Source organism: Chromobacterium sphagni, from assembly GCF_001855575.1.
In the GTDB taxonomy this organism is placed as follows: domain Bacteria; phylum Pseudomonadota; class Gammaproteobacteria; order Burkholderiales; family Chromobacteriaceae; genus Chromobacterium; species Chromobacterium sphagni.
Genome location: NZ_MKCS01000004.1, coordinates 343,196 through 369,226, shown reverse-complemented (window position 1 = coordinate 369,226; position 26,031 = coordinate 343,196). Strand labels below are relative to the sequence as shown.

The window sequence follows — 26,031 nt, the reverse complement described above, 5'->3', positions numbered from 1 at the left end:
CTGCGCGCAAACGGCTGGATCATCAAATCCCCTCATTTCGTTCGTGGCCAAGCCGTGTTCACCGCCGTGTGGAGGGGCTGATCATGCGCCACTACCCAGCCCCGGATTACCACGAACGCCGCGCAGCCGCCGTCAGCAACGAGCTGGCCGGCCGCACGCTGCAGCCCAAGATCACCGACGCCGATCGGCGCCGCGCCGCCGCCCGCCGCATCAACGAGGACCGGCGCATCGAGCGGGAGGCAAACCGCCTATGACCGCCCGCGAAACCCTCCTTGCCATCGGCACAGGATTCCTGCGCGGCATCGGCGGCGGCGCCATCGTCCTGGCGCTCATGATCGCCGCGGAAATCATCACCAACGGCCTGAAGTGGGGCCACCTCTAGGAGCTAAAGCATGCAACAGGACATGAAGCAGGACGCCCAAGCCGTTCAAGACCGGGAAGAGGCATACAAGAAGGGAGTGGAGGCGCAGCTGAGCGGGCTACGGCTCCAACTAACGGCATTGACCGATCAAGTCAACGCCTCGATCGCGCAGATCGCTCAGCAGATTCCGCCCCTAAACACCTTTTGCATGCAGATATCCCGCGAACACGACCGCCTGAAACATCGAATGGACGATCTGGAAGGACGCAGCCATGAGCCTATTCGCGTCGCAGAAGAAATAGACAAAAAGACATTAATGGATCTTGTCGCCCAATGGGAAAACAGCGCGCGAAATAGATTATTTACCGCCAAGAGGACGAAAGAAGAAATGGGCGCAGGCAAGGATATTCAGAAAACTGAATTTGAAATCCGCGCCCTTGAAAGCACAGCCATGATTTATATCAATTGCGCTTCTGAAGTTAGATCGATCCTAGGTACTTCGCTGATTCAGCTTTCAGCCATTCCTTCAACAAATCAAACGTAAAGGACAAGCCAGGTTTTAGCACCTTCTCCTTGGCTGCAGCCCAAACCGTGTCATTTTTTGAGGCATCAATAAAATCATGTCCGCCCCACGTTAAGCCATCAACCAGAAATTGCGCCACCACGCCTTGGTGACGAAGTACGTGTCCCTTTATTAAATTGGCCTCAAGCATCAAGTCCAAATGACTATCAACGATGCCTTGATCATATCCCTCCATTGAAAGGGAATATCCACAAGCATCATGCGGCTGATTTTCAATACGAAGAAGGATTTTACGAATCAAATCTAAATCACGCTTCATGACTTAGCCCTTAGTAGTGAATTGGAAAAGTCAGCATATCACAACGACATATCAATACTGCGCAAGAACGGAGCATCAATATGAAAACCCTACTGATCCGAGGCGGCACCCTGCAGCAGCGCCGCGCCGCCGCCCGCGTGGCCAGCCAGATTGCCACCCAGCACTATGGCGCAGAGCTGAGCGAGGTAGACGGCGCCCACGCAGGATTTTGCGATGGCCGCTTCCACCTCATCGCCATTCGCGCCATGCCCAACAGCGGCCGCGCGCCCTCCGGTTCCGACGACATCTCGCTGGACCTGGACCGTTTCCCCAGCCCCACCTGCCGCGCCCTCGTGTTCGCCCTGCGCCGCGCCGTCTACCACCTCGTCATCAACACGCCGGGCTGGATGCTGCGCCGCGCCGCCCGCCAACAACAGCCGATCCCGGACGAGCACGAACAGCTGAAGGGCCGCCAGCGGCTCAGCCACCACGCCACCCAGCGGACCCAACAACGCCGCCGCGCGGCATAGCCCACCACCGGCCCACCGGGCCGGCCTCCTCCAACCCTCGCCTGGCACTACTGAATCACGCTTCGCATTTTGATCCGCAGGCCGGCTCGCCGGCCCACACTTCCGGAGATGAACATGCACCACGCTCAAGAAAATGAAACCACCCCGCTGTTTGCCCGCACCGCGGAGCGGCTGACCAAGGAATTTCTGTGCGGCCTCAGCGCGCTGCAGCGCATGAAGTCCGAGATTGACCGCTGCGAGCGCATCGCTTCGGACATCGCCAGCCACGGCCTCAACGTCACGCCGCTGTACTCCTCGCAAACCGGGCTGGAAATCTACGTGCGCGACGCGGACGACGAACAAGCCCACCGCGCCATCGTGCAAGCTGCGCAAAGCGCCGAGCTCAGCGTGCTGCCGCAGCCTGGATCGGCCAGCTACCTGCTGCTGCCTAGCCTGGCCACGCCGGGCAACCCGCGCGCCATCACTGTGTGGAGAGCCTGATGCGACCAAGCCTTCACGTCGTCAGCGTCAGTGGCGGCAAGGACAGCCTTGCCACCCTCAAGCTGGCCATCAACCGAGTAGGCAAGAAGAGCGTGCGAGCCATCTTCTGCGACACCGGCAATGAACATACGCTGGTGCACCAGCACTTGGCCTATCTGGAGAGGACGCTGGACATACAAATCGACCGCCTGGTGGCGAACTTTGATGAGCAGATCGCTAACAAGCGCCGATTCATCGCCAGCGACAAGCGCACGCGCCGCGAGTACGACATCCGCCCTGTCTTCAATGCTGAAGGGAACCCAGTCCCAAAGCGGGATGGCCACGGCAACATTGTCACCCGGCAAGTGAAGCGCGGCGCCGTCACCGTCCTGGAACCGGTACAGAAAACCGTCAAGATTGGCGGCGGCCGTCGCGTACGCTGGACCAACAAGGCCAAACGTCGCGCGCTCTCAGTGCTTTACCCAACCGGCAATCCCTTCCTCGACCTGTGTCTGTGGAAGGGACGATTCCCAAGCCGCAAGGCCCAGTTCTGCACCGAGGAGTTGAAGCGGAACATGGCCGTCGCCTACCAAATCGACCTGATTGATGCAGGGTATCGAGTCATCAGCTGGCAAGGTATTCGTCGTGACGAGAGTCCGAATAGACGCGATGCCAAGAAAGCAGAGCGACTAGGCCCTGGGCTCTACGCTTTCCGGCCGCTAGTCGATTGGACCGCCCGCGACGTTTTCAACTACTGCCGCAATGAGGCGCTGGAACCCAACCCACTGTATCTGCAGGGCTGCAGCCGCGTTGGATGCATGCCATGCATCAATGCCGGCAAGGACGAACTCAATCAGATCGCCGCCCGCTGGCCTGAACACCTGGAAGAAAAGTCACGCTGGGAGCGACTGGTCAGCCAGGCCGCCAAGCGCGGGTTCAGCACATTCTTCAACAAAGAGCTACACGAGGACAAAGGTCAAGATCGGCGTGTACACGAGGCAAACCGGATAGAGGCCGTCATTCAGTGGGCGCGCACCAGCCGCGGCGGCCGTCAATTCGACATGCTGGTCGATCTGGTTGAGCCAACCGCCTGCGTTAGTTCGTATGGCCTGTGCGCATAGGAGATCGCCATGCATCAACCATTCAAACCCGCCTATAAACCGCCTCTCATCTCCCTCAACGTTGCCAAGGAGGGAGCCTGATGCTGCAAAGCCTGGAGGAATGGTCTGCCTGCCAATTTGGGCGACACGCGCCAGGCTTGGCAACGCTGCGCCGCTGGGCCCGGGACGGCCTCATCTTCCCGCCCGCCCAGAAAGTGGGCCGCAAGTGGCTTGTTGAGCCAAGCGCGGCCTACTTGCCGGCCGGCAACCTGGTTCCTGTTCGCCCCACCGCGGCGATGCTCCAACGCAACCCGCTCATCAAACGCATCATGGAGAGGCACAATGGCCCGGCGCCGCACCTTTCAAAATCGAAACCTCCCCGTTAACCTTTACAACCGAAACGGCTATTTCGCCTGGCGCGATCCGCGCGACGGAAAAGAGTACGGACTGGGGAGAGATAGAAACGCCGCGGTGGAACAGGCGCTGGAAGCGAACCTGCTCATAGCCAGCCTACACAGCCCGGCCCGCCTGGTAGACCGCCTCACCGGCGCCGCCAATCGCACATGCTATGACTGGTATCTTCGCTATCTGGAAGTCTTGGAGAAACGCGGGGTCAAGCCCAACAGCCTGATCTCCGCCAAAGACCAGCTGCGCGCGGCGATGCGCGCCTGGGGTGATCGCACCCTGGAAAGCATTTCCGTTCTGGATGTAGCCGACTTGCTAAAGACATGGACAGAGGCCGGCAAGGAACGCATGGCCAGCATGGCGCGCAGCCGCCTGGTCGACTACTTCCGCGAAGCCATCGCCGCCGGCTGGCTTCAATACAATCCAGGCGAAGCCACCAAGGTGCACGGCCTCCGCACCAAGCGCCAGCGCCTCACCAAGGAAATGTTCCTGGCCATCCTGGCGCACGCGGAACAAGACAAACAACGCACCTGGGCCGCCAGCGCGCTGAAGCTGGCGCTCATCACCGGCCAGCGCAGAGAAGACGTGGCGCGCATGGCGCCCAAAGACGTGCAGGATGGCCACTTGCACGTAATCCAGGAAAAAACTGGCATGAAGCTGCGCCTACCGCTCTCCCTGAAAATAGACCTGCTGCCGCAAACCCTGAGCGAAGTGATCGACGAATGCCTGGCCAGCAACGCCACCAACCCGCAAACCTTCATTCACGCGCGCAAGGTTGCGCATCGCGTTCAGCCAGGCCAAGGCATACGCCCCGTCCTCCTCACCCGAGTCTTCGCCGACGCCCGTGACAAGGCCGGCTTCGGCGGCGAGGACCACCCCACCACCTTCCACGAGATCCGCTCGCTATCCAGCCGCCTTTACGAAGCCACCCATGGCAAGGTCTTTGCCCAGCGGCTGCTGGGCCACAAGAACGCCAGCACGACCGATCTGTACCTGGATGCACGCGGGGCGGAGTGGGTGACGATTAACTACGGCCTCCTCAACAACGACAAGTGCAAATACTAGGCCAGTGGTGCGGATTGGCGCTGGCGATAAAGATATTGCTATGAGGCTTTGCCGCCAGTGCACAACTCAATCAATAGTATTGAAAGCCTTCGCCTGAAACTGGCCGTTGGGCGTATGTATAGGGGGAGGTACGCCTAGCGCCTTGTTAAACTCCTGGGGCTGCTTGCTGCAAAGTTCTTGGAAATCGCATTTCCCACACTTTGTTGGATTTGGGCGCACGGGGAAGTGCCGAGCCAGAATCCCTCGAACCGCCCACTCGACATTCGACACGGCTGCTTGTACAGCATTCGAATCAACTGGCACTAGAATTCGACGATTATCCTTGAGTAAGTGGACCGATCCTGCGACTGCATTCTCCTGCAACACTTCGCGCGCGGCCTTCGCATACAGTTGAACCTGTAGCGACAGAGCCAACCAATCCAGGTCCGGGTCTGCGAACGGATCGCTGCCTGCTTCCATAGTCTTGAAATCGATGACTTCGGCATCACGGATTGTGCCGTCCTGGCTCTCGTTCACGAGCAGGTCAATAGAACCTGTTATCAGGCAGTCGGCTGCAGGGATTTCGAACCTAGCCTCCACTTGCCGGCGACTAGTGAAGTCCTCAGCAAACTCGGTGACGTATTGCTGGGCGATTTCGACTGCCTTGTTCTTGGCTCGCTCATATGCACCAGGCCTGTTTACCGGGTCGCCGCTGGGTGCAATGTGCTTCAGGTGGAACGACTCCATCGCCACCGCTGCCGCTTCATCACTCGTAGGTGGGTGCACCGGGTGAAGCTCATGCAATTTCTCGATCGCAACATGGACGGCACGCCCATACCCGAACAGCTCCGGTACGGCTGGGCTAAACCCCCACTCGCGCCGAAACCTGTAGTCCATCGGACAATGCAGGTAGTACCTGATATCACTGAAGCTGGTCGGAAGGATCGTTTGGTCTACTCGGGGCTGCCTAGGTTCGGTAGGGAAACTGGTGGCTACATCGGTGGCAGGGATCAGCTCAGTGTCGGTCATCCGCAGGGAGAACGGCGATGCCTTGTTCGCACGCTTTCCACCGGGGAGGTTGGCAGCCCCGGTAACGTATAGAAATGCCTCCGCACGGGTCAACGCGGTATAGAAAAGCCTCGCTTCTGCCTCACGAGTACCGATATAGGCACCTCGCTGGACCGCAGCCTGTACGAGTTGTTTCGGGATAAGGCCACGATAGCTGGAGTTCTTACCGGGAAATCTGCCGGCTTGGCAGTCCACGACAAACACAACAGGAAACTCAAGTCCTTTTGCGCTATGGACTGTTGCTACCGAGACTGCATCGGGTCGCTGCGTTACATCGTCTGTGCTGACGTTGTACCCACCGTCTGCGACGAACTCAAGGAAGTGAGATACCTGACGGAATCGATCTGAAGAATCGACGCTTAGGTAGACACCTTCGACGTCCTGGATCATTCGGCTGAAAAGTCCGATCTCTCTCATCACCTCGGGTGCTGGAGGGTATGTTGAAATCTGCAAAGCGGAAAGCAGATCGAATACAAGGTTTTGAGGGAGCAGGCGCTGGCGAGCACCTCCCGTCGGCGCATGAATCCTCCTGCCCCAGTCGGACAGGACGCGAGTAAATCGTGCAAAGTCCGCCTTTGGATAACCAGGGAGGATCGCCTGGTCAAAGACCTCTTTTGCTTCCGCCCTATCGGGGTTACCATTTGCCAGCAAGCGGAAGACTTCCCGCAGGGCCGCCACCTGCGGGCGGTCGAACGGATTTCCTCCTGCCTCCAAGGAAAATGGGATGCCCTTAGCTGCCAGTCGGGATGTGAAGGGGTTATGACGCGCTTCTCCGCTCTGTTCGCTTCCTCGAGTCGATCTCATCAGAATGGCGATGTCACCGGGAGTGAGTCCGCGCACCTTACCGTTCTTTTCCGTGAACAGTGTACCGAGTAGTTGTTCGATCCGGTTGGTGACCCAATCGGCTTCTTCACTCCGATCGTCGAATAGATAGTTGGCCAATTCACGTGGCGCGATGTCGCGATGATTGCTCGGGTCTTTCCGCAATCTGGCGGCGCCCAGCTCCTGTGCGATGAAGTCGGAGGAGACGTCCACAATGGCACGGGTGCTTCGAAAGTTCGTATCAAGATTATGTATCGCTTGGACCTGGTAGCGATCACGGAACGTTAGGATATTGCTTACGTCAGCACCGCGCCAGGAATAGATTGCCTGGTCATCATCGCCGACGACGAAGAGTGACGCTCCTTGCGCATGGATGGCCTGGATCAGTGCCTCTTGGGAAGGCGAAACGTCCTGATACTCATCAACAAGGAGGTGGGATATCTCCGAGAGTGCGCGATTCACCGCAGCATTGCCACCGATCGAATGCTCGACGACCAGTCTGATCATCGAACCGAAGTCAATATATTGGTCTCTGTCGAGTAGATCTTTGAGGAGCTGAAGGACAGTCCCAACCTCCGGGTCGTTCGTCGCCACGCTCGTAACGTCTAGGCCTTCATCTTGGCAGAGCTTCCAAGCAGCAGCCACCTCTTTGATCGTCTCGAAATAGCGGTCTCCGAATCTTATCCTAAGCGGCTTGATCTGCAAGGCAGGATAACGGGACATGAGAAAGAGCGTAAGCCGATTGTCGTCTAGAACATCGTATTGGCGATACTTCGCGTCGGCCTTTCCTAGCACGTTCTGGCAGAAGGAATGAATCGTCCCGATATACATCTGTCCGATCAGGTTTGTGCTGAATCCTGCTAGTGAAAGCGTTTGCGCAATGCGTCGTTTGATGGATTCGGCGGCCTTCTCCGTGAACGTAAATGCCACGATCGAGGTTGGCGATACGCCTTCGGATATGAGACGAGCGACCCGGAACGCCAAGGTCTGTGACTTTCCTGACCCAGCGCAGGCCAAACACAGCACTTCCCTGCTTGCATCCAGCGCAGCATCAGCCTGATCCGGAGTTAGTTTGCTCCGAATTAGAACCTCCATCTTGTCCATGGAAACCCCTTCTGCTGTTTGTTTTACTTGTGTTTGCGAATCGATTTAATGAGCGCCGTCGCATGTGCGCTGATGAAGGGTGGAGGTAAAGCGTTGCCGATCATCAGTGCGATCGCTTCTTTGCCATGTTCTGCATTGAATCTGTATGAAGCCGGGAAGCCTTGTAGGAGAGCGGCTTCCCGAAGCGTAATCGCGCGATCATGGACAGGGTGAAGAAACCTACCCTTCGAAGGGTTATGGCAGCCGCCGGTGATAGTTGGGGCCGGCAGCCCCCAACTCATCCGGCCGTACACGTCCCTGAACCCGTCGGTTGTCTCATGGCAGGCAAGCCGAAATTGTTCGGGCAGGTCCGTGCGACTGCCTCCGTCGTGCGGAACTGCCCTAATCAGCGCCAACGTCTTCGATTCACGATTTTCGGGGATGTCGTGTATAGGATCGCCAGATGTGCCAGCTGGGGCGAGAGCCCCAATCACATCCTGGACGGTCTTTAACTCGCCGGTAGCATCGAGCTCGGGCAGCGGGTATCTGCCACGGACGGCCAAGTAGATGAGGCGTCTCCTGCGCTGCGGAACCCCAAATTTTGCTGCATCCTGGATTTCCGGCTGGCCGCGGTACCCAAGACGCTGCATTTCCGCCCAGAAGGTTTCGAAGCGAGGGTCGTCTTTCAGCGCCGGTACGTTTTCTAACATGACTGTCTTGGGGCGGAAACCGCGCACAAATCTCAGGAACTCGAAGATCAGGTCATTTCGGGCGTCAGCGTCCGAGCTGCTCTTGTTCCTGGTTCTGATCCGGGAGAAGCCTTGGCAGGGTGGGCACCCGGCCAACAGGTCGAGTTGACCTGCTTTCATGCCTAGCTCACGCATCAGCGTCCGAACTCGGACCTTTCGTATGTCGGAAGGGACCAACCGGACATCCGTATGGTTTAGACGGTAAGTTTCCTGCGCTTTGGGGTCGATCTCGACCGCGCAGGCTACCTGGAATCCTGCCTGCTTAAGGCCAAGAGATAATCCACCACAGCCGGAGAACAGGTCTATGGCTGTCGGTGCGTGTTGCTTGATCAATGTTTTTTTCATGCTATCCAAAACCAGGCAAAATCCTCCCACTCGAGTATAACCTTTCTCTAGGGTTGCCATACAGAAGAGGTTGCATCACCCCGCAGACAGGGAGATCAGCTGCTTACTCATTGAAAGCAGACTTCCTGAATCTTGCTTAGAAAGTCAGCTTTGGAGAGCTCTCACTAGCTTACCAAGCCTCGCTATATGGATTAATTTGTGCAGAGCCCCGAACAACGGTTTTGTATTGTTTTTGGAGTCATCGTGGCGGGGGTAAGTTTTCTCATTACATATCAATTAGTTACAGAGGCACACCCCTTTGGATGTTGTAAGTCACCACCGAAATCGATTTCATCGCAAAATCCGACAGTTGCTCAAACCTTTTCTGGGTCTTGGCTGTATTGTACCTCTTGGATGGCGTCCGCACCGGAAGCCTGCCCCAGACAGCCTGCCTTGCCGCTCCGCATCGCTGCCGCCTATTCTGCATGCATGACTACCGAGGTGACTCTCATGCCGCAAATTCGCAAAGCCTTGCTGGTGGCGGCGCTGTTCCTGGCGCTGGCCATCCTGTCCCGCTCACTGGCCAACGCCGCCACCCTGACCACCCCGGTCTGGCTCGGCAGCGGCGTCACTTTCGCCGCCTTGCTGGTTTCATCGCGCTGGTGGTGGCCGGCGATTCTGGCCGGCGCTGCCGGCGCTTCCCTTGTCTGGGCCTGGGCAGCGCATGGACTGGGGTTGGGCGGCGGGCTGGCTTTCGCAGGGTTGGAGGTGGTCTGTATGGCATCCGGCGCCTGGATCGCCCGTCTGGGCGGCCACGATCCGGACAGCCGCGCCGGAGCGATGCTGCTGATCGCCGGCGCGCTGTTCGCCGCCGCGCTGGGGGGCTTGCTGGCCATGCCGATGTGGCAATGGCTGCGGCCCGGCGCCAATCTGCTGGAAGAAGGCCGCGCCTGGACCTTTTCCACCGCGATAGGCCTGCTGCTGCTGGCCCCCGTCGCCACGGCCTTCCGCGGCTTCCGCATCCGCCGCTCCGGCGGCATGCCGATGCCGCAGTTTCTGGCCGGCGGGCTGGCTTTCCTGGCGTTTCTGCTGGCGACCGCCCTGGTGTTCGCCGACAACATCGAACAGCGCTACGGCCATGTCGCCGCCACCCTGGCCTATCTGCCCATGCCCTTTCTGCTGGCGTCCGCCGCGCTGTGGGGCGCGCGCGGCGGCGCGCTGGCCATGCTGCTGGGTTCGTTATTGATCATTGGCCGCAGCGCGCATGGCGGTGGGCCTTTCGCGGTGGCGGAAGGCTTTCCCGGCGAAGCCGTGGTCGAGGCGCAGGCCTTTGTGGCGATTTGGACCGGCGTCATGATCATGGTGCGGGCTCTCGCCCGCGACCGCTGGCTGGCGCTGGACCAGGCCCGCGACTGGAGGCTGCGCTACGAACGCACCATGCGGGCGCTGAGGGTGGCCAGCGTGGAGTACGACGCGGTGACCGGCCAGGCGGTATGGGGAGAAGGCGTCCAGCTGGGCACCGGCATCGGCAGCCTGGAGGAATGGCTGGAGCGGATAGACCCGGCTGAGCGAGGGCTGGCGCAGGCAGTCTGGAGCGACGTAGCCCAAGGCATTGCGCCGGAAAGCGAGCAAAGCTATACCCTGCGGCTGGACGATGGCCGGCGGCTGCGGGTGCGCGAGCATCTGGCAGGCATCCGCGGCGCCGACGGCAAGGTGGAACAGGTGGTGGCCATGCTGCGCGCGGAGGCTATCGATGACTGAGCCGGGCGTCTTTTTGATCCATGGTTTGGGCGGAACCCAGTACGACCTGGGTTCCATGCACAAGCGGCTGAAGAATGCCGGTTTCGTCACCCACTCGCTCACCCTGCCCGGCCACGGCACCCGCCCCGAAGACCTGGTTGGCGTGCGCATGGAGGACTGGCTGGAGGCGGTGCGGCTGAAATACCGCGAGATTGCGGACCAGCACGAGGTGCTGCATGTGATGGGCATGTGCATGGGCGCGTTGTTGGCGGTGGAAACCGTCAAGCGCGAGCGCCACGGCAAGGGGCGGCTGGTGGCGCTCGCGCCGCCGGTCTTCATCGATGGCTGGGCCACGCCCTGGTATCGCGGCTTGCGGCCGCTGCTGTACCGCATACCCGGCGTCCCGGCGTGGATGAAGGTGGCGGAAGAGGACCCTTACGGCATCAAGAACGAGCAACTGCGCGAAATCGTCAAAGCCAAGTTCCGCCGCGGCGAAAACTTCCATTATGGCTGGGTGCCGCTGGCCTGCATCCGCGAAGTGGACCGCCTGCGCGCTCAGGTAGCCAAGGGGCTGGAACGCATAAACTGCCCCACGCTGGTGGTGCATGCGCGTCAGGACGAACTGACCAGCCTGCGCTCCGCCCACTATTTGGTGGAGCGCATCGGCGGCGGCAAGCGCGCCGGCCTGGCGCGCATGGTAGTGCTGGAAGACAGCTATCACATGATCTGCGTGGACAACGACCGCGAGATCGTCGGCAAAAACGTGCTGGAGTTCTTCGAAGCCGCCACACCTGCCGCCGCGATGACGGACCCCGGCATGAGCGCGCAACAGATGCGCGAGCTGTTGGACCTGGCGCGGCAAGACCTGGAACACGGCGACTTCGCGGCGCTGTTCCACCGCGGCATCCCCGACTTCGCCTGGCTGCAGCCCGGCGGCAACCGCTGCAGCGGCGCGTTTCGCGGCGGCAAGGGGCTGTCCCGGCTGCTGGGTGCGGCGCAGAGCGACGTTTCCTTCACCGCTTTCGGCGCCGCGGTACTCAACGCCGACATGGCAGTGCTGCCCGCAGTCTTGCGCGCCGGGACGCTCGCCTCGCCGGGCGCGCTGTCGCTACGGATGCGCCAGGGCCGCCTGCTGGAGGCGCGCTGGTTTCCGGACGACGTCGAGGCGGAAGACCGCCATTTTGGCGGCGCGCCGCTGCCGGACGGCCCGTCCGAGGCGGAGAAATCGTTCGAAGCCGCCGCCGCGCTGTCGCGCACGCTGCGCAAGGCGCCGGACAACGCTACCCTGCTGGCGTTGTATGCGCTCTACAAACAGGGCAGCAGTGGCGACGCAAGCGGCGAGCGTCCCAGCGTGATGGATGTGGTGGGGCGCGCCAAGCATGACGCCTGGGCAAGCCGCCGCGGTATGCCGCGCGAGCAAGCGATGCGGGAGTACGTGGCGCTAGTGGGAGAACTGAAGGCCGCGGACACCCAGGCGGTTTGAATTGCCGTCTTATCGAGTTGCCGACGGAACGGCATAAACCACACGCAGGCACCTCCGGGGTCAATGGCTTCTGCCGATCTCGTCCTGGCGGTGCAGCATGGCGCGCATCCTGCCCAGACCCAGCGCGATCGCCAGCGCTAGAACCGGCACCATGGCGGCAGTGGCGATCTCGACATTGAGCGGCAGGCCAGCGGCCTTGGCGCCTTTGAACAGGTAGCCGGCCAAGCCTGCCGCATAGTAAGTGATGGCGGCGATGGACAGCCCCTCCACGGTTTGCTGCAAACGCAGCTGCATCGCCGCCCGCCGTTCCATCGAGGAGAGAAGCGCCTGGTTTTGCCGTTCGCGGCGGATGTCCACGCGGGTGCGCAGCAAGGCCGTGGCCCGGTTGACCCGCTCCGCCAGCTCGCGCTGCCTGGCCGCCACTGCGCGGCAAGTGTCCATGGCCGGCGCCAGTCGGCGCTCCATGAATTGCTGAAACGGCTGCAGGCCCTGGATGCGCTTCTCGCGCAGCTCGACGATGCGGTTGCGCGCGATTTCGTAATAGGCCTGCGAGGCCGTGAAGCGATGGTCCGTGCGCGACAGGGCATTTTCGGTCGCGCCGGCCAGTTCGGTGAGCCGGTGCAGCAGCTGCGGTTCGTTTTCCCCGCAGGCCATGGACATCGCGCCGGTCAGTTCCGCCAGTTCCTCGTCCACCTTGGCTAGCTCCGGCGCGATGGTTTTGGCCACCGGCAAGGCCAGCAGCGCCAGCATGCGGTAGGTTTCCAGCTCCAGCAGCCGGAACAGCATGCGCGCCGCCTGGCGGCGACCCATGTAGAAGTCCGCCAACACATACCGGGAAAAGCCATCCGCATGAATGTGGAAATCGGTATAGGCGCGGCCGGCGCCGTCGCCGATCTCCGCGCCAACCAGCTCGTGCCCGCTGAAATATTGCGCGGCGATGTCCTCCACCCGCAGCGGCAAGGCTCCGGGGCCCAGCAGCACGGCATGCGCCGCCACCAGCACATTGCCCGGCAGCAACTCGAGCCAGGTTGCTGGCAGCGCCAGCAAGGCCGGCTTGGCGAAGGGACGGGACTCCCCTTCGCGAGCCATGATGGCCAACGAGGAGAATTCGCCATGTCTTTCCCACTTGATGCGGCCGATGGAGGTTTCCAGCAGGAATTGCCCATCGTCTTGCGGCGGACAGGGAATGTCCAATTGTATCGCCAGCTCCCGGTACAGCCAGTTTTCCTGCTCCCGGCTGAGGTGGCGATGCAGATAGGCGAGATAACTGACTCGGGCGCCGACGGCGATTTGCAACGATGGCCGCAAATGAGCCTCGCGGTTCAGTTGGCGGCGTTGCGAGTGTTCGTTCAGCCGAATGGCGTCTGCATCAAGGGGAATGGTCATGGCGCGGCTTCCGGTGGGTGGCCTGCTTCAGCATAGTATCTCGTATGCTGCATTGCAGCATTTGTGGTCTGAAATGCCTCGCCGACACCTCCCGCCCGACTCCGCGCCGACAACGGCGATAAGCGCAGAGCGCATCCGCCGCCATTTTCGGCCAAGCCGCCTGCGAAGACGGCCTTGCGGGCCTGGGATCCAGGCGGAAAGCGGTGTCGATCCCATCTGGAAAATGGTTCCCCGCGGATCGCCCCTCTTTAAGGACAGATGAAAATAGCAATCACTGCTTATATGGTCGCAAGGCCAACAGCTTGTCTGCTGGCCAAGTCGCAGAACCCTATAAGGAGCCCGTGATGATGAAAACCGCCCTTTCATATCTGTCCATCTTGTCGACCGGACTTGGCGCAACCGCCGCCCACGCCGCCATGGAGACATCCGATGCCGCGTTGCGCCAGACGGCAATCGCCGCCTTCTCGCCGCAATTGCCATTGGCCAAAGGTGCGCAGGAGAGGCCGCTGGTGGAAGTAAACCGGGAAAGCCCCGATGGCGATTGGACGCTGGGGGCGGTTACCCAGCCCCTGCCCGTGTTGGCCGGCGTCACGGCGGAAGACCGCATTCCGCTATCCCGCCTGTTCCTGGCGCGCAAAACCGGCCAGGGGTGGCAACTGGCGCTGGAGGGCGGCAAGGACTTCGCCGCGCTGCTGTCCGCCGCGCCAGGCGGCTGGCTGAGCCAGGACGAGAAACGCGCCTGGCAAAGTCAGGAGATCCGCAGCAAGAGACTGGCCCCGGAAGCCACCGGCCTGGGGCTGCCATGGAAGGAAGGCGCGGCCTGGAACATGACCGGCGGCGCGCATGGCTACAGCGGCGAAAGCCAGCCTTATGATTCGGTAGACTTCGCCGGCGGCGATGGCCGGGTGCTGGCGCCGCAGGCCGGCGTCATTTACAAGAGCTGCATGCGCAATGGCAGCGCGCTGGTTAAGCTGGTGCACGACAACGGCTACTCGTCCACCTACTACCACATGATCAACCTCAACACCGTCGCGGACGGACAAAAGGTGGCCAAAGGAGCGTATCTGGGCACGATAGGCAACGGCCTGCCTTGCGGCGGCAGCACCACCGGGCCGCATGTGCACTTTTCGCTGATCCATCAGGGCCAGGCCGAGCCGGTCAACCGCAAATGGCTGGGCGGCTGGCAATTCTTCGCCGGCAGCCGCGCTTACCAGGGCTATGCGGCGCGCAATGGCAGCCGGGTGAATGTGGGCGGCCGGCTGGTCAATTATGGCAGCGGCGATGCGCCGACGCCGGGCGGCGCCGTCGGCACAGCCAGGCCCAGAGACGGCGACGCCCGCGTCAACCTGCGAGGCGCGCCCAGCCTGAGCGCCGACATAAGCGGCAGCGCCGCCCGCGGCGAACGGTTGGCGCTGCAATGCCATGTGCGCGGCGAGGCGGTGGACGGAGTATGGGGCCGCACCGACATCTGGAACCGCACCGATGCAGGGCATTGGATCAGCGACGGCTTCCTCGACACCGGCAGCAACGCGCCGGTGGTGCCACTGTGCCCATCGGCCAATCGCTTGTGGTGACATAAGGCCGGGCCGTCGGGAGCGGATGGTACCGGCGGCCCGGCCGGCATCAGGAAGACTTCGACGCGGCAGGTTCCAGAGTCCGCTGCCTGGCCAGCAGCCAGTACAGCGCCGCCGACGCCAACCAGCCCACCAGCCAGGAAATGTCGACTCCGCCCAAGGCCTTCGCCATGGAACCGGTGAAGAAGACGCAATCGATGAAGGGCAGCTGCGACAAGATGCCCGCCAGATACACGGCCAACCCGGTCCAGGCATAGCCGGCATACCGGCCTTGACTATCGCCCAGCGCCGCCGGGTCCGCCTTGCCGCCGGAAATCAGATAGAAATCCACCAGATTGATGGCGCTCCACGGCGTGAAGAAGGCCAGCAAAAATAGCAGGAAGGATTTGAACAGCGGCAGGAAGCTGTGTTGCGCCACGATGGCGATGCACACCGACACCAGCAGCATCGCGGCCACCGTGGCCCAGCGCCGCAGCGGGCCGATGTTTGCGGACCGCCCGCCAAGCGACGATGCGATGGCGCTGAAGCACATGAAGCTGCCGTAGGCGTTGAGCGTGGAAATGGTGACCTTGCCGAAAGCCACGCAAAAGAACAGCGCGGCGGCGATGGCGCCGCTGGCCCCCAGGCCTACGAAGTAAGCCACCTCATGCCCGCGGAAGGCCGCGCCGCCTATCGCCGCTACCAGCACGCCCAGCGACATGGCGATCTGCGCGCCCAGCCCCGAACCCAGACCGATGGCCAGTGCGGTGCGCACCGGCGAAGTGGCGCCAGGCAGGTAGCGGGAATAGTCCGACACATAAGGCGCAAAGGCGATCTGCCAGGACGCGGACAGCGACACCGCGGTGAGGAAGGCTGCCGGATCGAAATGCTTTTTCGCCAGCGCCAGGGCCGCCAGATCCGTCCCCTCCACCAGCCGGACAAACAGGTAGAGGAAGGCCAGCAGGCCCAGCATGCTGGCGAAGCGGCCCAGCTTGTGAATGGCCTGGTAGCCCAGGGTGGCCGCCACCATCACCGTCAAGGCGAACAACGCGATGCCGGCGCGGTCGCTCGCCCCCAGCAGCTGGCCCAGCGCCTGGCCGGACAGCACCATGCCGGTGGCGTTGAAGCCCAGATACATCACGCAGGCCAGCGCCAGCGGCAGCATCGCCCCTTTTACGCCAAACTGGGCGCGGCTGGCTATCATCTGCGGCAAGCCCAGCCTCGGTCCCTGCGCGCCGTGCAGCGCCATCACCGTTCCGCCCAGGATCTGCCCCAGCAGCAAACCGATGATGGACCAGAAGACGTCGCCGCCCAGCACTACCGCCAGCGCGCCGGTAATGACGGCGGTGATCTGCAGATTGGCCGCCAGCCACAGCGTGAATTGGCTGAAGACGCGTCCGTGGCGCTCGTCCTCCGGAATGAAATCTATCGAACGGCGCTCAATCAGCGCCGGGTTCTTCTGTCGGGATGCTGGCATGATGGTCTCTCTCTTCCTTTATCGGGTGTCGTGTCCGTCTTGAGCGCGGATCTCGCCGGCCGCTGCGCGCGACAGCCGGCCGGGACAATGTATACCTTTGGAATGTTTGACCGCAAATCAGTAGCCATTCACATGGCCTGGGCGCTGGCAAGTAATTACACGTATCCGACACCCTCCCAGATCGGATATTTGTCCTAACATTCCGAGTAGGACCCTTCACTATCGGCCTGCGGGATAGATGCGGTGCAAAGAATCAGCCTGTCGACTACCGACCTCAAGCGCCAGTTGCTCCATGGCAGATATCGACTGCTGATCTGCGCGGCGGTCCTGGCGCTGACTCTGCTGGGCACCAGCGTCATCGCCGGCCTGTTTGCGCATTCAGACTCCCCCGTTCCGGAAAACGTCCATATGGTAATCTCAACCGCCGCCTGTCTGATCCTGTACGGGCTGGGGCTGCTGCTGGCGCTGTGGCGACCGAACTGGCAAGCCCACCGGCTGCTGGCGGCGCTGGTGCTGGCGGCCTCCACGCTGGCGTTGCTCGAACATGCCAGCGGCCACACCTGGTGGATAGACTTTCCGCAACTGCACGCCTGGCAACATGATCTGGCGCCCCACCCTGGACGGATGGCGCCCACCACCGCGCTGGCTCTGATCGCCTTGGCCGGCGGCCTGGGCCTGCTGCCCGCCGCCAACGCTCGCCTCAACGGGGTGCGGGCCTGCGCTGGCGGCGCGCTGTTGCTGGGCGTGCTGGGCGCGGTAGCCTATCTGATCAATCTGGAATTGCTGTACAGCTGGGGCGCGTCGGTACGGATGGCGCTGCTTACCGCGGCCGGCGTCATCCTCGCCAGCCTCGGACTGTACGCGCTGACCCGGCTGGAGCAGCAGCGGCACCTGCGTTCGCAGGATTTGGCCAACTCGGTCTCCCTGACCGCCACCGCACTGCTGATCGCCATTTCGCTTGCCACCGGCTTGCTGGTTTACCGCTTTGCCAGCGATGCGCACGAACAGAGCCTGCGCACTGTGATGTCCTACAGCGTGCGGCAGCGCGCCGCCTTGTTGAACGCCCAGTTCGAGCTCAGCAACGACATCGCCCGCCGGTTGTACCAGCGCGCCGATATTCAGGAAATTCTGGAAGCCGCCAGCCACGGCCAATCGGGCCAGAACGCCGCCGCCCGGTTGACCGCGCTGAACCACATGAGCCTCAACGGCATCGCCATCCAGGATGGCGCTGGCCGCACACTGGTGCAGGTCGGCTACTTCGAAACCAAGCCGCGCCAGATAGTGGCGATGCGTTCGCCGAACGGAGCCTGGCTGCTGTGGAACGGCCATTATCTGTACCGAACCGTGGCCAGCTACCGCACCTCCGCCGGCATGGCCAAGCTGGTGTTGGAGCAGCGGCTGGACATGTTCGACCGCATTGTCGTGGACACCGCCCCCAGCCAGGATCTGAGCGGCATCTACTCCCTGTGCGGACACGATAGCCGCTACCTGCGCTGTTTTCCCCAATTGCCGCGGGACCAGGTCATCACCATCCCGCTGGCAGGCAATATTCAGCATTTCACCATGTGGCCGGCCTTTTTCGGCAAGCATGGCGCATTGCGCACCGTCGATTACTCCGGCCGCCACGTGATCGGCGCCTACGAACCGGTCAACGATACCGGCCTGGCCTTCAGCTACAAGATCAAGATTGCCGATTTGATGGCACCTATCCGGCGCGATCTGGAGCGCAGCGCGCTGATCATGCTGGCGATGGTGACGCTGGGCGCGCTGATACTGCGCTGGCGCACCCACCCCCTGCTGCGCGAAGTGCTGCAGTCCAACCTCATGGCCGAACTGGCGGCGGAGCGCTTCCGCAATGCCGCCGAGGCTAATATGGACGCCTTCATCATCATGGAGGCCCTGCGCGACGCCAACGGCGCGGTGGTGGATTTTCGCGTGGTCTATATCAATGCCGAAGCGGAGCGGATGTGGCACCTGCGGCGCGACGAGGCGATAGGCAAGAAATTCAAGGACCTGATGTCCTGGTACCGGATACCCAATTACTTCGAAAGCTATAAGGGGGTGATCGAGACCGGCAAGGCCATCTCCGAGGAAGTGCCCAAGGTGTTCGACGCCTCGCACCCGGCCTGGATCCATCACGAGATCGTCCGCGCTGGCGACAGCATCAGCGTGAGCGTGCGCGACATCACGCAAAGAAAGCTGGCGGAGCTGGACCTGGTGCTGCGCGAAGCCCTGCTCAAGACGGTCACCGACTCGATTCCGGCGCTGGTGGCCTTCGTCGACAAGGAAGAGTGCTACCGCTATTGCAACAAGGCCTATATGCGGCTGTTCGGCATCTCGCCGGAACAAATCATAGGCATGCAGATGCGCGATTTTCTGGGCGACGAGGCCTATGAGGCGATCCGGCCCCACGTCGCCAAGGCGTTGGAAGGCCAAGCCACCTCGTTCGAGCGCGACATGAAGGTGCGGGGAGAAAGCCGTTACGTCGAAGGACGCTACATCCCGCAGCAGCACGCCGATGGCTCGGTATCGGGCTTTTACGTGATGATCTGGGACATCACCCAGGCGCGGGCGCGCGAGATGCAGCTGCGCAGCCAGGTCACGCTGGACGCCATGACCGGACTGCTCAACCGCACGGCCTTCATGGAGTTGCTGGGCGACGAGATCAAGCACCACTACATTAAGCGCCAGGCGCTGGCGCTGCTGTTCCTGGACATCGACCACTTCAAGCTGGTCAACGACACCCTGGGCCATGCGGCCGGCGACGAATTGATCCGGGAGTTCGCCCGCCGCCTGCGCGGCAATGTGCGCGCCACCGACCACGTGGCGCGGCTGGGCGGCGACGAGTTCGTCATCCTGCTGATCGGGCTGGATTCGGAACGCACCGTGATCAACGTGGTGGAGAAACTGCTGGCGGTGGTACGCCAGAGCGCCGAGCTGCACGGACACACCTACAATATGACCACCAGCGTCGGCGTCGCCTACGCCTTCACCCCGGACATCACCCCCGAACGCTTGCTGGAGATTGCCGACGAGGGGCTGTACCGCGCCAAGGATGCGGGGCGCAACACCTATCGGCTGCAGCGGGTGGGCTGAACTGCGCCATCGCAGACCATTTTCCCGTGCGGAAATGGCGAAATTTGAATTTGTGCGATTTCAAAATCGCCACACCGTTTCCCTGCGTTGTTTCTGACTTCCGATCACTCCCTATCGCCTGCCGCGGCGTACTGGATGGCTCGATATCAACATTGGCCAGCAGGCCTATCGAAGACGGTCCAATGGCAGAGAGGGGCACTGTCAGCCGCGAGTTTCCGGCGCTACTCGATCATGACACACGCCATTCCATCCACTCTTTGAAAATCAGGCATACATGACAGCAGCAGTAGCAGAAAACACTTCGCCGATCAGCCAGTGGTACAACATGATGACCCGGATGTTTCCGGATAGCCGCCTGACCTTCCTGAACTACGGCTATCTGGAGAAAGATGGCGACCTGGCCTGGCTCCGCGACGAGGATAGAGAGCAGCAATGCTCGGCCAACCTGATCCGGACGCTGCTGGGCGACGCTGACCTGAGTGGCAAGAACGTGCTCAAGATCGGCTCCGGGCGCGGCGGCAACTGCTCCTATCTGGCGCGCTACGCCGGTGCGGCGTCGGTGACCGGCCTGGACTTCTGCCCCGCCCACATCGAGTTCTGCGACCGGGTTCATCGTCTGGACGGGCTCTCCTTAATCGGCGGCGACGCGACGAATCTGCCGTTCGACGACGGCGAATTCGACGCGGTAGTGAATATCGAATCCTCGCACTGCTATCCGGATCTGAACAGGTTTGGGGAGGAAGTCCACCGGGTGCTGAGGCCGGGCGGCCTGTTTTTCTACGCAGACACCATGCGCGGCGACAATCGCAGCGAAATGTCCGAGCAGGACAAGATCGGCGTGGACTTCTTCGCCAATGTGCTGGAACAGCATCAGGCGATGATCCACCAAGCCGGTTTCACGGTGGAGAATCATGTCGACATCTCAGAAGGCGTGATCAGGGCGTTCGAGAGCGAGCGCGGCCATCTGAAACATGTGCTCAAGACGCTGGTGAACGAGAAAAAGCAGCAGAACAGCTCGCTGTCGCCTGAAGTGTGGCACGCGTTCGACACCATGTTCCACTTCTTCGACGATAGCGGCGTCAAGGCCTACAAGAACGGCCGCCTGGCGTACAAGCTCTGGCAGCTGCGGAAAACCGTCTAGCCGCAGCGGGCAAGGCGCCCTGACTCGCGCGCCTTGCCCGGCTTCATCCGCGCCGTCGCGGAACCTCTCAAACCGCCTCGTCCGCCACCAGACTCTCCATGTACAACTCGCCGCAGAAGCCCGTGATGGTTTCGAACGGCTCGGGCTCGCTCAGCAGGGTCATGTGGTTGGAAGAGACCACATCCCGCATCTCGAACCTGGGAAGCTGCCGGCGCCACTCGCGCCAATAATCGGCGTGATTGAACGCGGCGAATTCCCGGCTATCGGTGGAGAAATACGGTTCCAACGCACCCATCCACAAACCGCCGGCATTGCGGAAGTAATGGCATGCCACCTCCTCCGCCCTGGGCAGCGGCAGGGTACGGTATTGCTCCACCTGATACGCCTGCTGGATCCGGGCGGATCGTTCGATCATCTGCCGCAGTCGCTCGTCCTCCAGTTTCAGCCCCCGCCGCCGGGCCAGCGCCGTCAGCTTTTGCCGGTATTCCGGCAGCGGCAATGAGAGGTCGATCTCATCCCGGTGGATCAACACCTCGGCGAAACGCTCCGGAGTCTCGCTTATCGTCAGTTGCAGCGCCATATTGACCGCTTGCAGCACGCGCGTCTGTTCGGCCACAGCATAGGCGAATACAGCGCGCTGTTCGCCGCCGGCGCCTTTTCATTCGAAACCGGACTCAAGCTGGTCAAGAAACGAGGCGAATTGATGGCGCGCGCCAGCGGCGGCGGCATGGCCGCGGTCATCGATCGCAGCCCGGACGAGGTTCATGCGCTGCTGTCTCAATATGGGTTGGATGCGCTGGACGTCGCCAATTACAACTCACACGCTCAGGTCGTCCTCTCCGGACCGATAGCGGCTCTCAGCGATGCCAAGGAAATCTTCCTGCAACAGGGGATCACCTTCATTTCTCTTGCGGTCAGCGCGCCTTTCCACTCCCGAGGGTTACCGGCTGTTGCTGCTAGTCGAACAGGGAACCCTGGCTTGGGACATCCGGAACTTCCGCCACCGCGGCCATGCCCGCCACAGGCCAGGCCGTTAGGAAGGCGCGCGCCATTTCCGGATTGCGGCAATTCAGCCAGGCGTCGTACTGCGGCGGTGAAATGATCACCAGCGTGCGCTTCTCGTCGCCGGGCTTGTGCATGCGGCCCATCAGCGCGTGATGATCGGCATTGATGGTGATCTGCGTGAAGGCGACGCTGATCGAACCATCGGCTTCACGCCATTTGCGCCACAGCCCGGCCACCGCGAACGGCGCGCCGTCGGCCAGGCCTATGCGAGTGCGCACCGCGCGGCCGCTTTCATAACATGGCTCGAAGAAGGCCTGCATCGGCACCAGACACAACTGGCCACGCTGCCATGCCTCGCGGTAGCTGCGCAGTTCGCCTATGGTTTCGGCCCGCGCGTTCATGGTGGACAGCCGTACGCCCAGCGGCTGATGACGCTTGGGAATGAAGCCATACGACGCCAGCCGGAGGCCATGCCGAGTGAGAATGGGCGCCTGATAATCCTGCCAGGCCTGGTCCGGCCACTGCCAGTCGCCGGCATCCATGCCGAAATGCTCCAGCAACTGGCGGCGGGACGCGGAAATGAAGTTCACGCACATGGCCAGCCCTCCAGCCGCCACGCCGCGCTTTGCGCTCCCGCTGCATGCAAAATTCTGGAGTGGAAATACGGCGTCTCGCTCATCGATGGCTCACCTGTAACGCATAGCGCTGATTGTATACGGCCAGCATCATACCACTGCTGCGGCAAGAGCTTGGCGGCCATGCCCCGCTGGGCGCCGCCAGCTGAGCGGGAGCGCGGGATCAGGCGGCTGGCTTTCTTCCGCATTGACCAGCGGCCTCGATAAAGCGGAAAGCCGCTGTCGATGCGGCAGGACAAAATACCCGCGGCGCCTCTTTGAAAACCCACCGCCGCCCCCATGTCATTGCTCCAACCACCAAACAGCAGGAAGGCATGCCATGATCGACCTGTATTACTGGACCACGCCCAACGGCCACAAGATCACCATTTTCCTGGAAGAAGCTGGCCTGCCCTATCGCCTGATCCCGGTCAACATCTCGCAGGGCGAGCAATTCCAGCCGGACTTCCTGCGCATCGCGCCCAACAACCGCATCCCGGCCATGGTCGATCACGCGCCAGCGGACGGCGGCGAAGCCGTCAGCCTGTTCGAGTCCGGCGCCATCCTGCTTTATCTGGCCGACAAGGCCGGTCGCTTCATTGCCGACAGCCTCCGCGGCCGCAACGAAACATTGCAGTGGCTGTTCTGGCAAATGGCCGGGCTGGGGCCGATGGCCGGGCAAAATCACCACTTCACCCAATACGCGCCGGAGAAGCTACCGTATGCGGTGGACCGCTACGTGCGCGAAACCGCTCGCCTGTACCGTGTGCTGGACACCCAACTGGCCGATGGCCGCGATTACATCGCCGGCGAATACTCGATCGCCGACATGGCCTGCTACCCGTGGATTGTTCCGCATGAAAAACAGCGGCAGGATCTGCACGACTTCCCCGCGCTGAAGCGCTGGTTCGAACGCATCGCGGCGCGGCCCGCGGTGCAAAAAGCCTACAAGCTGGCCGAAGGCATCAACACCACCCCCACCCTGACTGATGCCTCGCGCGCCATCCTGTTCGGCCAGGATGGAAAGCCGCGCGGCGGATAGGCATAAAAAAAGCCCCGGCCAGAAGGTCGGGGCAGATTCAACCGACCGCCCTGAGGCCGATTGAAACTCTTGCTCTATTCAGCATAGCCGGTCCGTAGATGCCTGCACCGGCTTTTGCTTAATCGGCGCCGAATTGGCGGCGCAACTCGGCGATATCGTGGCGATGAACGCGCACCGGCAGCAATGCCCGGCGGACAGGTATCGCCTTGCCCAGCACCACTTCTTCCAACGTCAAATCCGTAGCCTCGTCGTCGCGGCCCACCTTGATGCCCATTCGGTTAAGCCTCAGCGTCACCGTCTGCAGGCTGAAATAGTCGGCTGGCTGCTCCAACACTTCGCGCACGGTCCGCAGCAGACCATCCAGGCTGGCCTGCCCGCGCAACTCGTCCAGTTGCGGGCCGATTTCTGCCAGCCGGGCATCCACGCCGGCGGCGGTTTCCGGCAGGCACGCATCTCCAGCCTGGGAGTCCACCACCACGCAGCGGTCTGACTGCAGGGACAGACGTCGCAACTGCAGCCGCGCCTGCTCGGCCTCCAGCTGCTGGCGCGCCTGTTCCAGCAGGCTGAGCCGCCGCGCGATCACCGAGGTCATCACCTCCAGCGCATGGGCGCCGGAATTGCGCCGAAATTGCTCCTGGCTTGGGCTGGGCATCACCAGCCTATGGCCGTCGAAACTCACCACCACCTGCGCCACATCATTGCGCAGCTCGCCGTTCTCCATCGCCACGCCGAAGCGGCTGGTCTCGCTGCGCTGCATCGTCAATAACGCCCAGGCCTCGTCACCGTTGCCGGCGGAGAGGAAGAACTCGTGCAGCGGCCCGCTGCCGTCCAGCAGTTCCAACAGGCTGGACGGTCCGGCAAACAGCAGGCCCAGGCGCGGATCGCGCGAGAAACTCGGCAACGACAAGGTCAGCACCGGCGGCAGCTGGGCCATCAGCGTGGACAAATAGGCTTGCGAGGCGCGCATGCCGGGCGTCAGCGCGTCCAGATAGCCCGGCACCAGCCTCAGACGCTTGTCGCACGCGTCGATCAGTTGCTCGATCTGGCCTGCCAGCATCCTGGTCCGCTGCCGGCTTTGTCCGTCCAGACCCAACCTGCGCAGCAATCGCTCGAACATGCCGCCCCCTTGGAAAGATCAGATCAGAATTGCTCGTCGTCGCGCAGATAGCGCCACTGGCCGGTAGGCAGATTGCCCAGCTTGACCTTGCCGATGGAGATGCGCTTGAGGCCGACCACCCGCAAACCCACCATTTCGCACATGCGGCGGATCTGGCGCTTCTTGCCTTCGCGCAGCACAAAACGCAACTGGTCCTCATTCTGCCAGCTCACCTTGGCGGGCAGCAGCTTCTTGCCGTCCAGCTCCAGGCCGTGGTTGAGCAACGCCAGGCCATTTGCGCTCAGCTCGCCCTCCACCCGCACCAGATACTCCTTCTCCACCGACGAATTTTCGCCTATCAGGTGCTTGGCCACGCGACCATCCTGGGTCAACACCAAGAGGCCCACCGAATCGATGTCCAGTCGGCCCGCCGGAGCCAGGCCGCGCAGGTGCGAAGCCTGGAAGCGTTTGCGGCTGCCATCCTCGGACCAGTGGTTTTCCGGCGTGACCAACACCACCGCCGGCTCATAACCATCTTCAGCCTGGCCGGAAACATAGCCCATCGGCTTGTTCAGCAGAATGGTGACCCGGGCGGATTGGGCATCCTGGGCCTTCTTGTCGACTTCGATCAGGTTGTGCGGCAGCACTTTCTGCCCCAGCACCGCCACTTCGCCATCCACCTTGACCCAACCTTGCTCGATATAGCTGTCAGCCTCCCGGCGCGAACACAGCCCCAGCTCGGCCATGCGTTTTGACAGGCGTACAGGTTCCATTTGTTTTTCCGTAATGAAAAAGCGGACTCCGGTCGCATTGCACGCAGAGGCCGCTTATTGAATTGACCGTTATTGTAGGGGATTGTGCCAGTACTGGCCATGGGCCGCATCAAAATGCCGCATGGGAGGGCCAACTGACAAAGGCCGCCAACGGCGACCTTTGTCCGGTTCTGGATGAACCGCTTGCCGGCGTCGGCTCAGGCGGAAAGCGCGGGAGACGTCCCGCCGGCGCTGACAGCCGGCGACTGAGGCGCGGCCACCGGCACCGGGCCTGCGCCGACCACGCCGCCTTCGCGCGACTTCATGCCGACATACAACACGCTGCTGATGCCGAGCACGCCTAGCCACATCGGGTCTATCGCATAGAAAGCCCCTTGCTCGACCGACTTATAGATGAAGGCAAGGCCGATTCCGATATTGGCCAGCAAGGACTGGTAGCGATGCACGGAAATCCCCTGGCCATCATCCAGTATGTCCTGCAGCCAGCCCCGGGAGCGCCCCAGCGGCGTCGCGCTTGTGCCAGAGGGCTGATCCACCAGGCTGGCCAGCCCGGTGGTGCCCGCGCTGATGCCCAGCAAAGCCAGCACCTGCGGCGTGGGCGACAACAGATTGCCCGTAACGATCAGCAGGCTGCCGGCCACCACGGCGACAGCCAGCGTCCACCACAACAACTGGCTGCGCGCCAGGCTGAAAGTCTGCTGCCCGTCGGCCACACCGGGCAGCAGCGGCCCCCGGTCGCGCAAGATGGGGGTTTTCCAGACAATTGCGGCAAACAATACGACGATGAACGCCATATATAGAACGGCATACCCTTGTGCTGTCATATCGGCTCCTTGCTGGGATGGGTTGAAACTCATTC

Annotated in this window: 24 protein-coding genes and 1 pseudogene; 15 read left to right on the top strand and 10 right to left on the bottom strand. The window is 62.0% G+C overall.

Annotation, left to right across the window (positions count from 1 at the left end):
- The first annotated feature begins 83 nt into the window (after window positions 1-83).
- The 3 genes from BI347_RS24230 to BI347_RS23850 are packed head-to-tail and all read left to right on the top strand — an operon-like array spanning window position 84 to window position 905.
- Window positions 84-254 (top strand): hypothetical protein, encoded by a 171-nt coding sequence (locus BI347_RS24230; protein ID WP_167359424.1) that lies wholly within the window; start codon window positions 84-86, stop codon window positions 252-254.
- Entirely contained in the window at window positions 251-382 is a 132-nt protein-coding gene (locus BI347_RS24890; RefSeq protein ID WP_275638989.1) for a hypothetical protein, read from the top strand. The genes BI347_RS24230 and BI347_RS24890 overlap by 4 nt, the downstream gene beginning before the upstream one ends.
- 10 nt (window positions 383-392) lie before the next feature.
- On the top strand, window positions 393-905 hold the full coding sequence (locus BI347_RS23850; RefSeq protein ID WP_071117132.1) for a hypothetical protein: 513 nt from the start codon (window positions 393-395) through the stop codon (window positions 903-905).
- Here BI347_RS23850 and BI347_RS23165 read toward each other — a convergent pair.
- The gene (locus BI347_RS23165; protein WP_083339127.1) at window positions 841-1,203 is read right to left on the bottom strand and encodes a DUF2513 domain-containing protein; all 363 of its coding nucleotides are present in this window, start codon (window positions 1,201-1,203) and stop codon (window positions 841-843) included. The two genes, BI347_RS23850 and BI347_RS23165, sit on opposite strands and share 65 nt — an antisense overlap.
- 80 nt (window positions 1,204-1,283) lie before the next feature.
- On the opposite strand from BI347_RS23165, the gene BI347_RS22135 reads away from it, so the two are divergent.
- From BI347_RS22135 to BI347_RS22115, 5 genes are all read left to right on the top strand, one after another.
- Window positions 1,284-1,712, top strand: coding sequence for a hypothetical protein (locus tag BI347_RS22135; RefSeq protein ID WP_071117131.1), 429 nt, complete (start codon window positions 1,284-1,286; stop codon window positions 1,710-1,712).
- A gap of 114 nt (window positions 1,713-1,826) precedes the next feature.
- Window positions 1,827-2,192 carry a hypothetical protein gene (locus BI347_RS22130; RefSeq protein WP_071117130.1) on the top strand — a complete coding sequence of 122 codons (366 nt, stop codon included), beginning with the start codon at window positions 1,827-1,829 and terminating at the stop codon, window positions 2,190-2,192.
- Window positions 2,192-3,292, top strand: a complete 1,101-nt coding sequence (locus BI347_RS22125; RefSeq protein ID WP_071117129.1) for a phosphoadenosine phosphosulfate reductase domain-containing protein — start codon at window positions 2,192-2,194, stop codon at window positions 3,290-3,292. The genes BI347_RS22130 and BI347_RS22125 overlap by 1 nt, the downstream gene beginning before the upstream one ends.
- Before the next feature lie 80 nt (window positions 3,293-3,372).
- Complete coding sequence (locus BI347_RS22120) at window positions 3,373-3,657, top strand: excisionase (RefSeq protein WP_071117128.1); 285 nt, start codon at window positions 3,373-3,375, stop codon at window positions 3,655-3,657.
- On the top strand, window positions 3,614-4,741 hold the full coding sequence (locus BI347_RS22115) for a tyrosine-type recombinase/integrase (RefSeq protein WP_071117127.1): 1,128 nt from the start codon (window positions 3,614-3,616) through the stop codon (window positions 4,739-4,741). Before BI347_RS22120 ends, BI347_RS22115 begins: the two co-directional genes overlap by 44 nt.
- A 66-nt stretch (window positions 4,742-4,807) precedes the next feature.
- On the opposite strand, the gene BI347_RS22110 is transcribed toward BI347_RS22115, so the two are convergent.
- Window positions 4,808-7,714 (bottom strand): ATP-dependent helicase, encoded by a 2,907-nt coding sequence (locus BI347_RS22110; protein ID WP_071117126.1) that lies wholly within the window; start codon window positions 7,712-7,714, stop codon window positions 4,808-4,810.
- Between the two features lie 23 nt (window positions 7,715-7,737).
- Window positions 7,738-8,787, bottom strand: coding sequence for a DNA cytosine methyltransferase (locus BI347_RS22105; protein WP_071117125.1), 1,050 nt, complete (start codon window positions 8,785-8,787; stop codon window positions 7,738-7,740).
- Window positions 8,788-9,276: 489 nt separating this feature from the next.
- Here BI347_RS22105 and BI347_RS22100 point away from each other — a divergent pair, with 489 nt between their 5' ends.
- Window positions 9,277-10,527 carry an MASE1 domain-containing protein gene (locus BI347_RS22100; protein ID WP_071117124.1) on the top strand — a complete coding sequence of 417 codons (1,251 nt, stop codon included), beginning with the start codon at window positions 9,277-9,279 and terminating at the stop codon, window positions 10,525-10,527.
- Window positions 10,520-11,989 (top strand): acyl-CoA-binding protein, encoded by a 1,470-nt coding sequence (locus BI347_RS22095; RefSeq protein ID WP_071117123.1) that lies wholly within the window; start codon window positions 10,520-10,522, stop codon window positions 11,987-11,989. The genes BI347_RS22100 and BI347_RS22095 overlap by 8 nt, the downstream gene beginning before the upstream one ends.
- Before the next feature lie 60 nt (window positions 11,990-12,049).
- Here the strand turns inward: BI347_RS22095 and BI347_RS22090 are convergent, their stop codons facing one another.
- The gene (locus tag BI347_RS22090) at window positions 12,050-13,375 is read right to left on the bottom strand and encodes a DUF3422 family protein (RefSeq protein ID WP_071117122.1); all 1,326 of its coding nucleotides are present in this window, start codon (window positions 13,373-13,375) and stop codon (window positions 12,050-12,052) included.
- A 344-nt stretch (window positions 13,376-13,719) separates the two neighbouring features.
- Here BI347_RS22090 and BI347_RS22085 point away from each other — a divergent pair, with 344 nt between their 5' ends.
- The gene (locus BI347_RS22085; protein WP_071117121.1) at window positions 13,720-14,949 is read left to right on the top strand and encodes a M23 family metallopeptidase; all 1,230 of its coding nucleotides are present in this window, start codon (window positions 13,720-13,722) and stop codon (window positions 14,947-14,949) included.
- Between the two features lie 49 nt (window positions 14,950-14,998).
- Here the strand turns inward: BI347_RS22085 and BI347_RS22080 are convergent, their stop codons facing one another.
- Window positions 14,999-16,405: a purine-cytosine permease family protein gene (locus BI347_RS22080; RefSeq protein ID WP_071117120.1), complete on the bottom strand. Its 1,407-nt coding sequence runs from the start codon at window positions 16,403-16,405 to the stop codon at window positions 14,999-15,001.
- 243 nt (window positions 16,406-16,648) lie between these two features.
- On the opposite strand from BI347_RS22080, the gene BI347_RS22075 reads away from it, so the two are divergent.
- Both BI347_RS22075 and BI347_RS22070 read left to right on the top strand, forming a co-directional pair.
- Window positions 16,649-19,501 carry a GGDEF domain-containing protein gene (locus BI347_RS22075; protein ID WP_071117119.1) on the top strand — a complete coding sequence of 951 codons (2,853 nt, stop codon included), beginning with the start codon at window positions 16,649-16,651 and terminating at the stop codon, window positions 19,499-19,501.
- Window positions 19,502-19,775: 274 nt separating this feature from the next.
- Window positions 19,776-20,642, top strand: a complete 867-nt coding sequence (locus BI347_RS22070; protein ID WP_071117118.1) for a class I SAM-dependent methyltransferase — start codon at window positions 19,776-19,778, stop codon at window positions 20,640-20,642.
- Between the two features lie 67 nt (window positions 20,643-20,709).
- On the opposite strand, the gene BI347_RS22065 is transcribed toward BI347_RS22070, so the two are convergent.
- Complete coding sequence (locus BI347_RS22065; RefSeq protein WP_204378135.1) at window positions 20,710-21,240, bottom strand: hypothetical protein; 531 nt, start codon at window positions 21,238-21,240, stop codon at window positions 20,710-20,712.
- Here BI347_RS22065 and BI347_RS25075 point away from each other — a divergent pair.
- A pseudogene (locus BI347_RS25075) lies at window positions 21,163-21,543 on the top strand (ACP S-malonyltransferase); the annotation flags it as partial. The gene BI347_RS22065 and the pseudogene BI347_RS25075 sit on opposite strands and share 78 nt — an antisense overlap.
- Window positions 21,544-21,598: 55 nt before the next feature.
- On the opposite strand, the gene BI347_RS22060 reads toward BI347_RS25075, so the two are convergent.
- Window positions 21,599-22,243 carry an SOS response-associated peptidase gene (locus BI347_RS22060; protein WP_071117116.1) on the bottom strand — a complete coding sequence of 215 codons (645 nt, stop codon included), beginning with the start codon at window positions 22,241-22,243 and terminating at the stop codon, window positions 21,599-21,601.
- Between the two features lie 358 nt (window positions 22,244-22,601).
- Here BI347_RS22060 and BI347_RS22055 point away from each other — a divergent pair, with 358 nt between their 5' ends.
- Entirely contained in the window at window positions 22,602-23,303 is a 702-nt protein-coding gene (locus BI347_RS22055; protein ID WP_071117115.1) for a glutathione binding-like protein, read from the top strand.
- Window positions 23,304-23,421: 118 nt separating this feature from the next.
- Here BI347_RS22055 and BI347_RS22050 read toward each other — a convergent pair whose 3' ends face one another.
- The 3 genes from BI347_RS22050 to BI347_RS22040 all read right to left on the bottom strand — a co-directional run bounded on the left by BI347_RS22050 (window position 23,422) and on the right by BI347_RS22040 (window position 25,996).
- The gene (locus tag BI347_RS22050; protein ID WP_071117114.1) at window positions 23,422-24,420 is read right to left on the bottom strand and encodes a hypothetical protein; all 999 of its coding nucleotides are present in this window, start codon (window positions 24,418-24,420) and stop codon (window positions 23,422-23,424) included.
- Window positions 24,421-24,443: 23 nt separating this feature from the next.
- Window positions 24,444-25,172, bottom strand: a complete 729-nt coding sequence (locus BI347_RS22045) for a pseudouridine synthase (RefSeq protein WP_071114981.1) — start codon at window positions 25,170-25,172, stop codon at window positions 24,444-24,446.
- Window positions 25,173-25,369: 197 nt separating this feature from the next.
- Window positions 25,370-25,996: a hypothetical protein gene (locus BI347_RS22040; protein WP_139167300.1), complete on the bottom strand. Its 627-nt coding sequence runs from the start codon at window positions 25,994-25,996 to the stop codon at window positions 25,370-25,372.
- Between the last annotated feature and the right edge of the window lie 35 nt (window positions 25,997-26,031).

Excerpts from the sequence above, each read along its gene's own strand:
- BI347_RS24230 (WP_167359424.1), top strand. The coding sequence starts at position 84 with ATGCGCCACTACCCAGCCCCGGATTACCACGAACGCCGCGCAGCCGCC.
- BI347_RS24890 (WP_275638989.1), top strand. The coding sequence starts at position 251 with ATGACCGCCCGCGAAACCCTCCTTGCCATCGGCACAGGATTCCTGCGC.
- BI347_RS23850 (WP_071117132.1), top strand. The coding sequence starts at position 393 with ATGCAACAGGACATGAAGCAGGACGCCCAAGCCGTTCAAGACCGGGAA.
- BI347_RS23165 (WP_083339127.1), bottom strand. The coding sequence starts at position 1,203 with ATGAAGCGTGATTTAGATTTGATTCGTAAAATCCTTCTTCGTATTGAA.
- BI347_RS22135 (WP_071117131.1), top strand. The coding sequence starts at position 1,284 with ATGAAAACCCTACTGATCCGAGGCGGCACCCTGCAGCAGCGCCGCGCC.
- BI347_RS22130 (WP_071117130.1), top strand. The coding sequence starts at position 1,827 with ATGCACCACGCTCAAGAAAATGAAACCACCCCGCTGTTTGCCCGCACC.
- BI347_RS22125 (WP_071117129.1), top strand. The coding sequence starts at position 2,192 with ATGCGACCAAGCCTTCACGTCGTCAGCGTCAGTGGCGGCAAGGACAGC.
- BI347_RS22120 (WP_071117128.1), top strand. The coding sequence starts at position 3,373 with ATGCTGCAAAGCCTGGAGGAATGGTCTGCCTGCCAATTTGGGCGACAC.
- BI347_RS22115 (WP_071117127.1), top strand. The coding sequence starts at position 3,614 with ATGGCCCGGCGCCGCACCTTTCAAAATCGAAACCTCCCCGTTAACCTT.
- BI347_RS22110 (WP_071117126.1), bottom strand. The coding sequence starts at position 7,714 with ATGGACAAGATGGAGGTTCTAATTCGGAGCAAACTAACTCCGGATCAG.
- BI347_RS22105 (WP_071117125.1), bottom strand. The coding sequence starts at position 8,787 with ATGAAAAAAACATTGATCAAGCAACACGCACCGACAGCCATAGACCTG.
- BI347_RS22100 (WP_071117124.1), top strand. The coding sequence starts at position 9,277 with ATGCCGCAAATTCGCAAAGCCTTGCTGGTGGCGGCGCTGTTCCTGGCG.
- BI347_RS22095 (WP_071117123.1), top strand. The coding sequence starts at position 10,520 with ATGACTGAGCCGGGCGTCTTTTTGATCCATGGTTTGGGCGGAACCCAG.
- BI347_RS22090 (WP_071117122.1), bottom strand. The coding sequence starts at position 13,375 with ATGACCATTCCCCTTGATGCAGACGCCATTCGGCTGAACGAACACTCG.
- BI347_RS22085 (WP_071117121.1), top strand. The coding sequence starts at position 13,720 with ATGATGAAAACCGCCCTTTCATATCTGTCCATCTTGTCGACCGGACTT.
- BI347_RS22080 (WP_071117120.1), bottom strand. The coding sequence starts at position 16,405 with ATGCCAGCATCCCGACAGAAGAACCCGGCGCTGATTGAGCGCCGTTCG.
- BI347_RS22070 (WP_071117118.1), top strand. The coding sequence starts at position 19,776 with ATGACAGCAGCAGTAGCAGAAAACACTTCGCCGATCAGCCAGTGGTAC.
- BI347_RS22060 (WP_071117116.1), bottom strand. The coding sequence starts at position 22,243 with ATGTGCGTGAACTTCATTTCCGCGTCCCGCCGCCAGTTGCTGGAGCAT.
- BI347_RS22055 (WP_071117115.1), top strand. The coding sequence starts at position 22,602 with ATGATCGACCTGTATTACTGGACCACGCCCAACGGCCACAAGATCACC.
- BI347_RS22050 (WP_071117114.1), bottom strand. The coding sequence starts at position 24,420 with ATGTTCGAGCGATTGCTGCGCAGGTTGGGTCTGGACGGACAAAGCCGG.
- BI347_RS22045 (WP_071114981.1), bottom strand. The coding sequence starts at position 25,172 with ATGGAACCTGTACGCCTGTCAAAACGCATGGCCGAGCTGGGGCTGTGT.
- BI347_RS22040 (WP_139167300.1), bottom strand. The coding sequence starts at position 25,996 with ATGACAGCACAAGGGTATGCCGTTCTATATATGGCGTTCATCGTCGTA.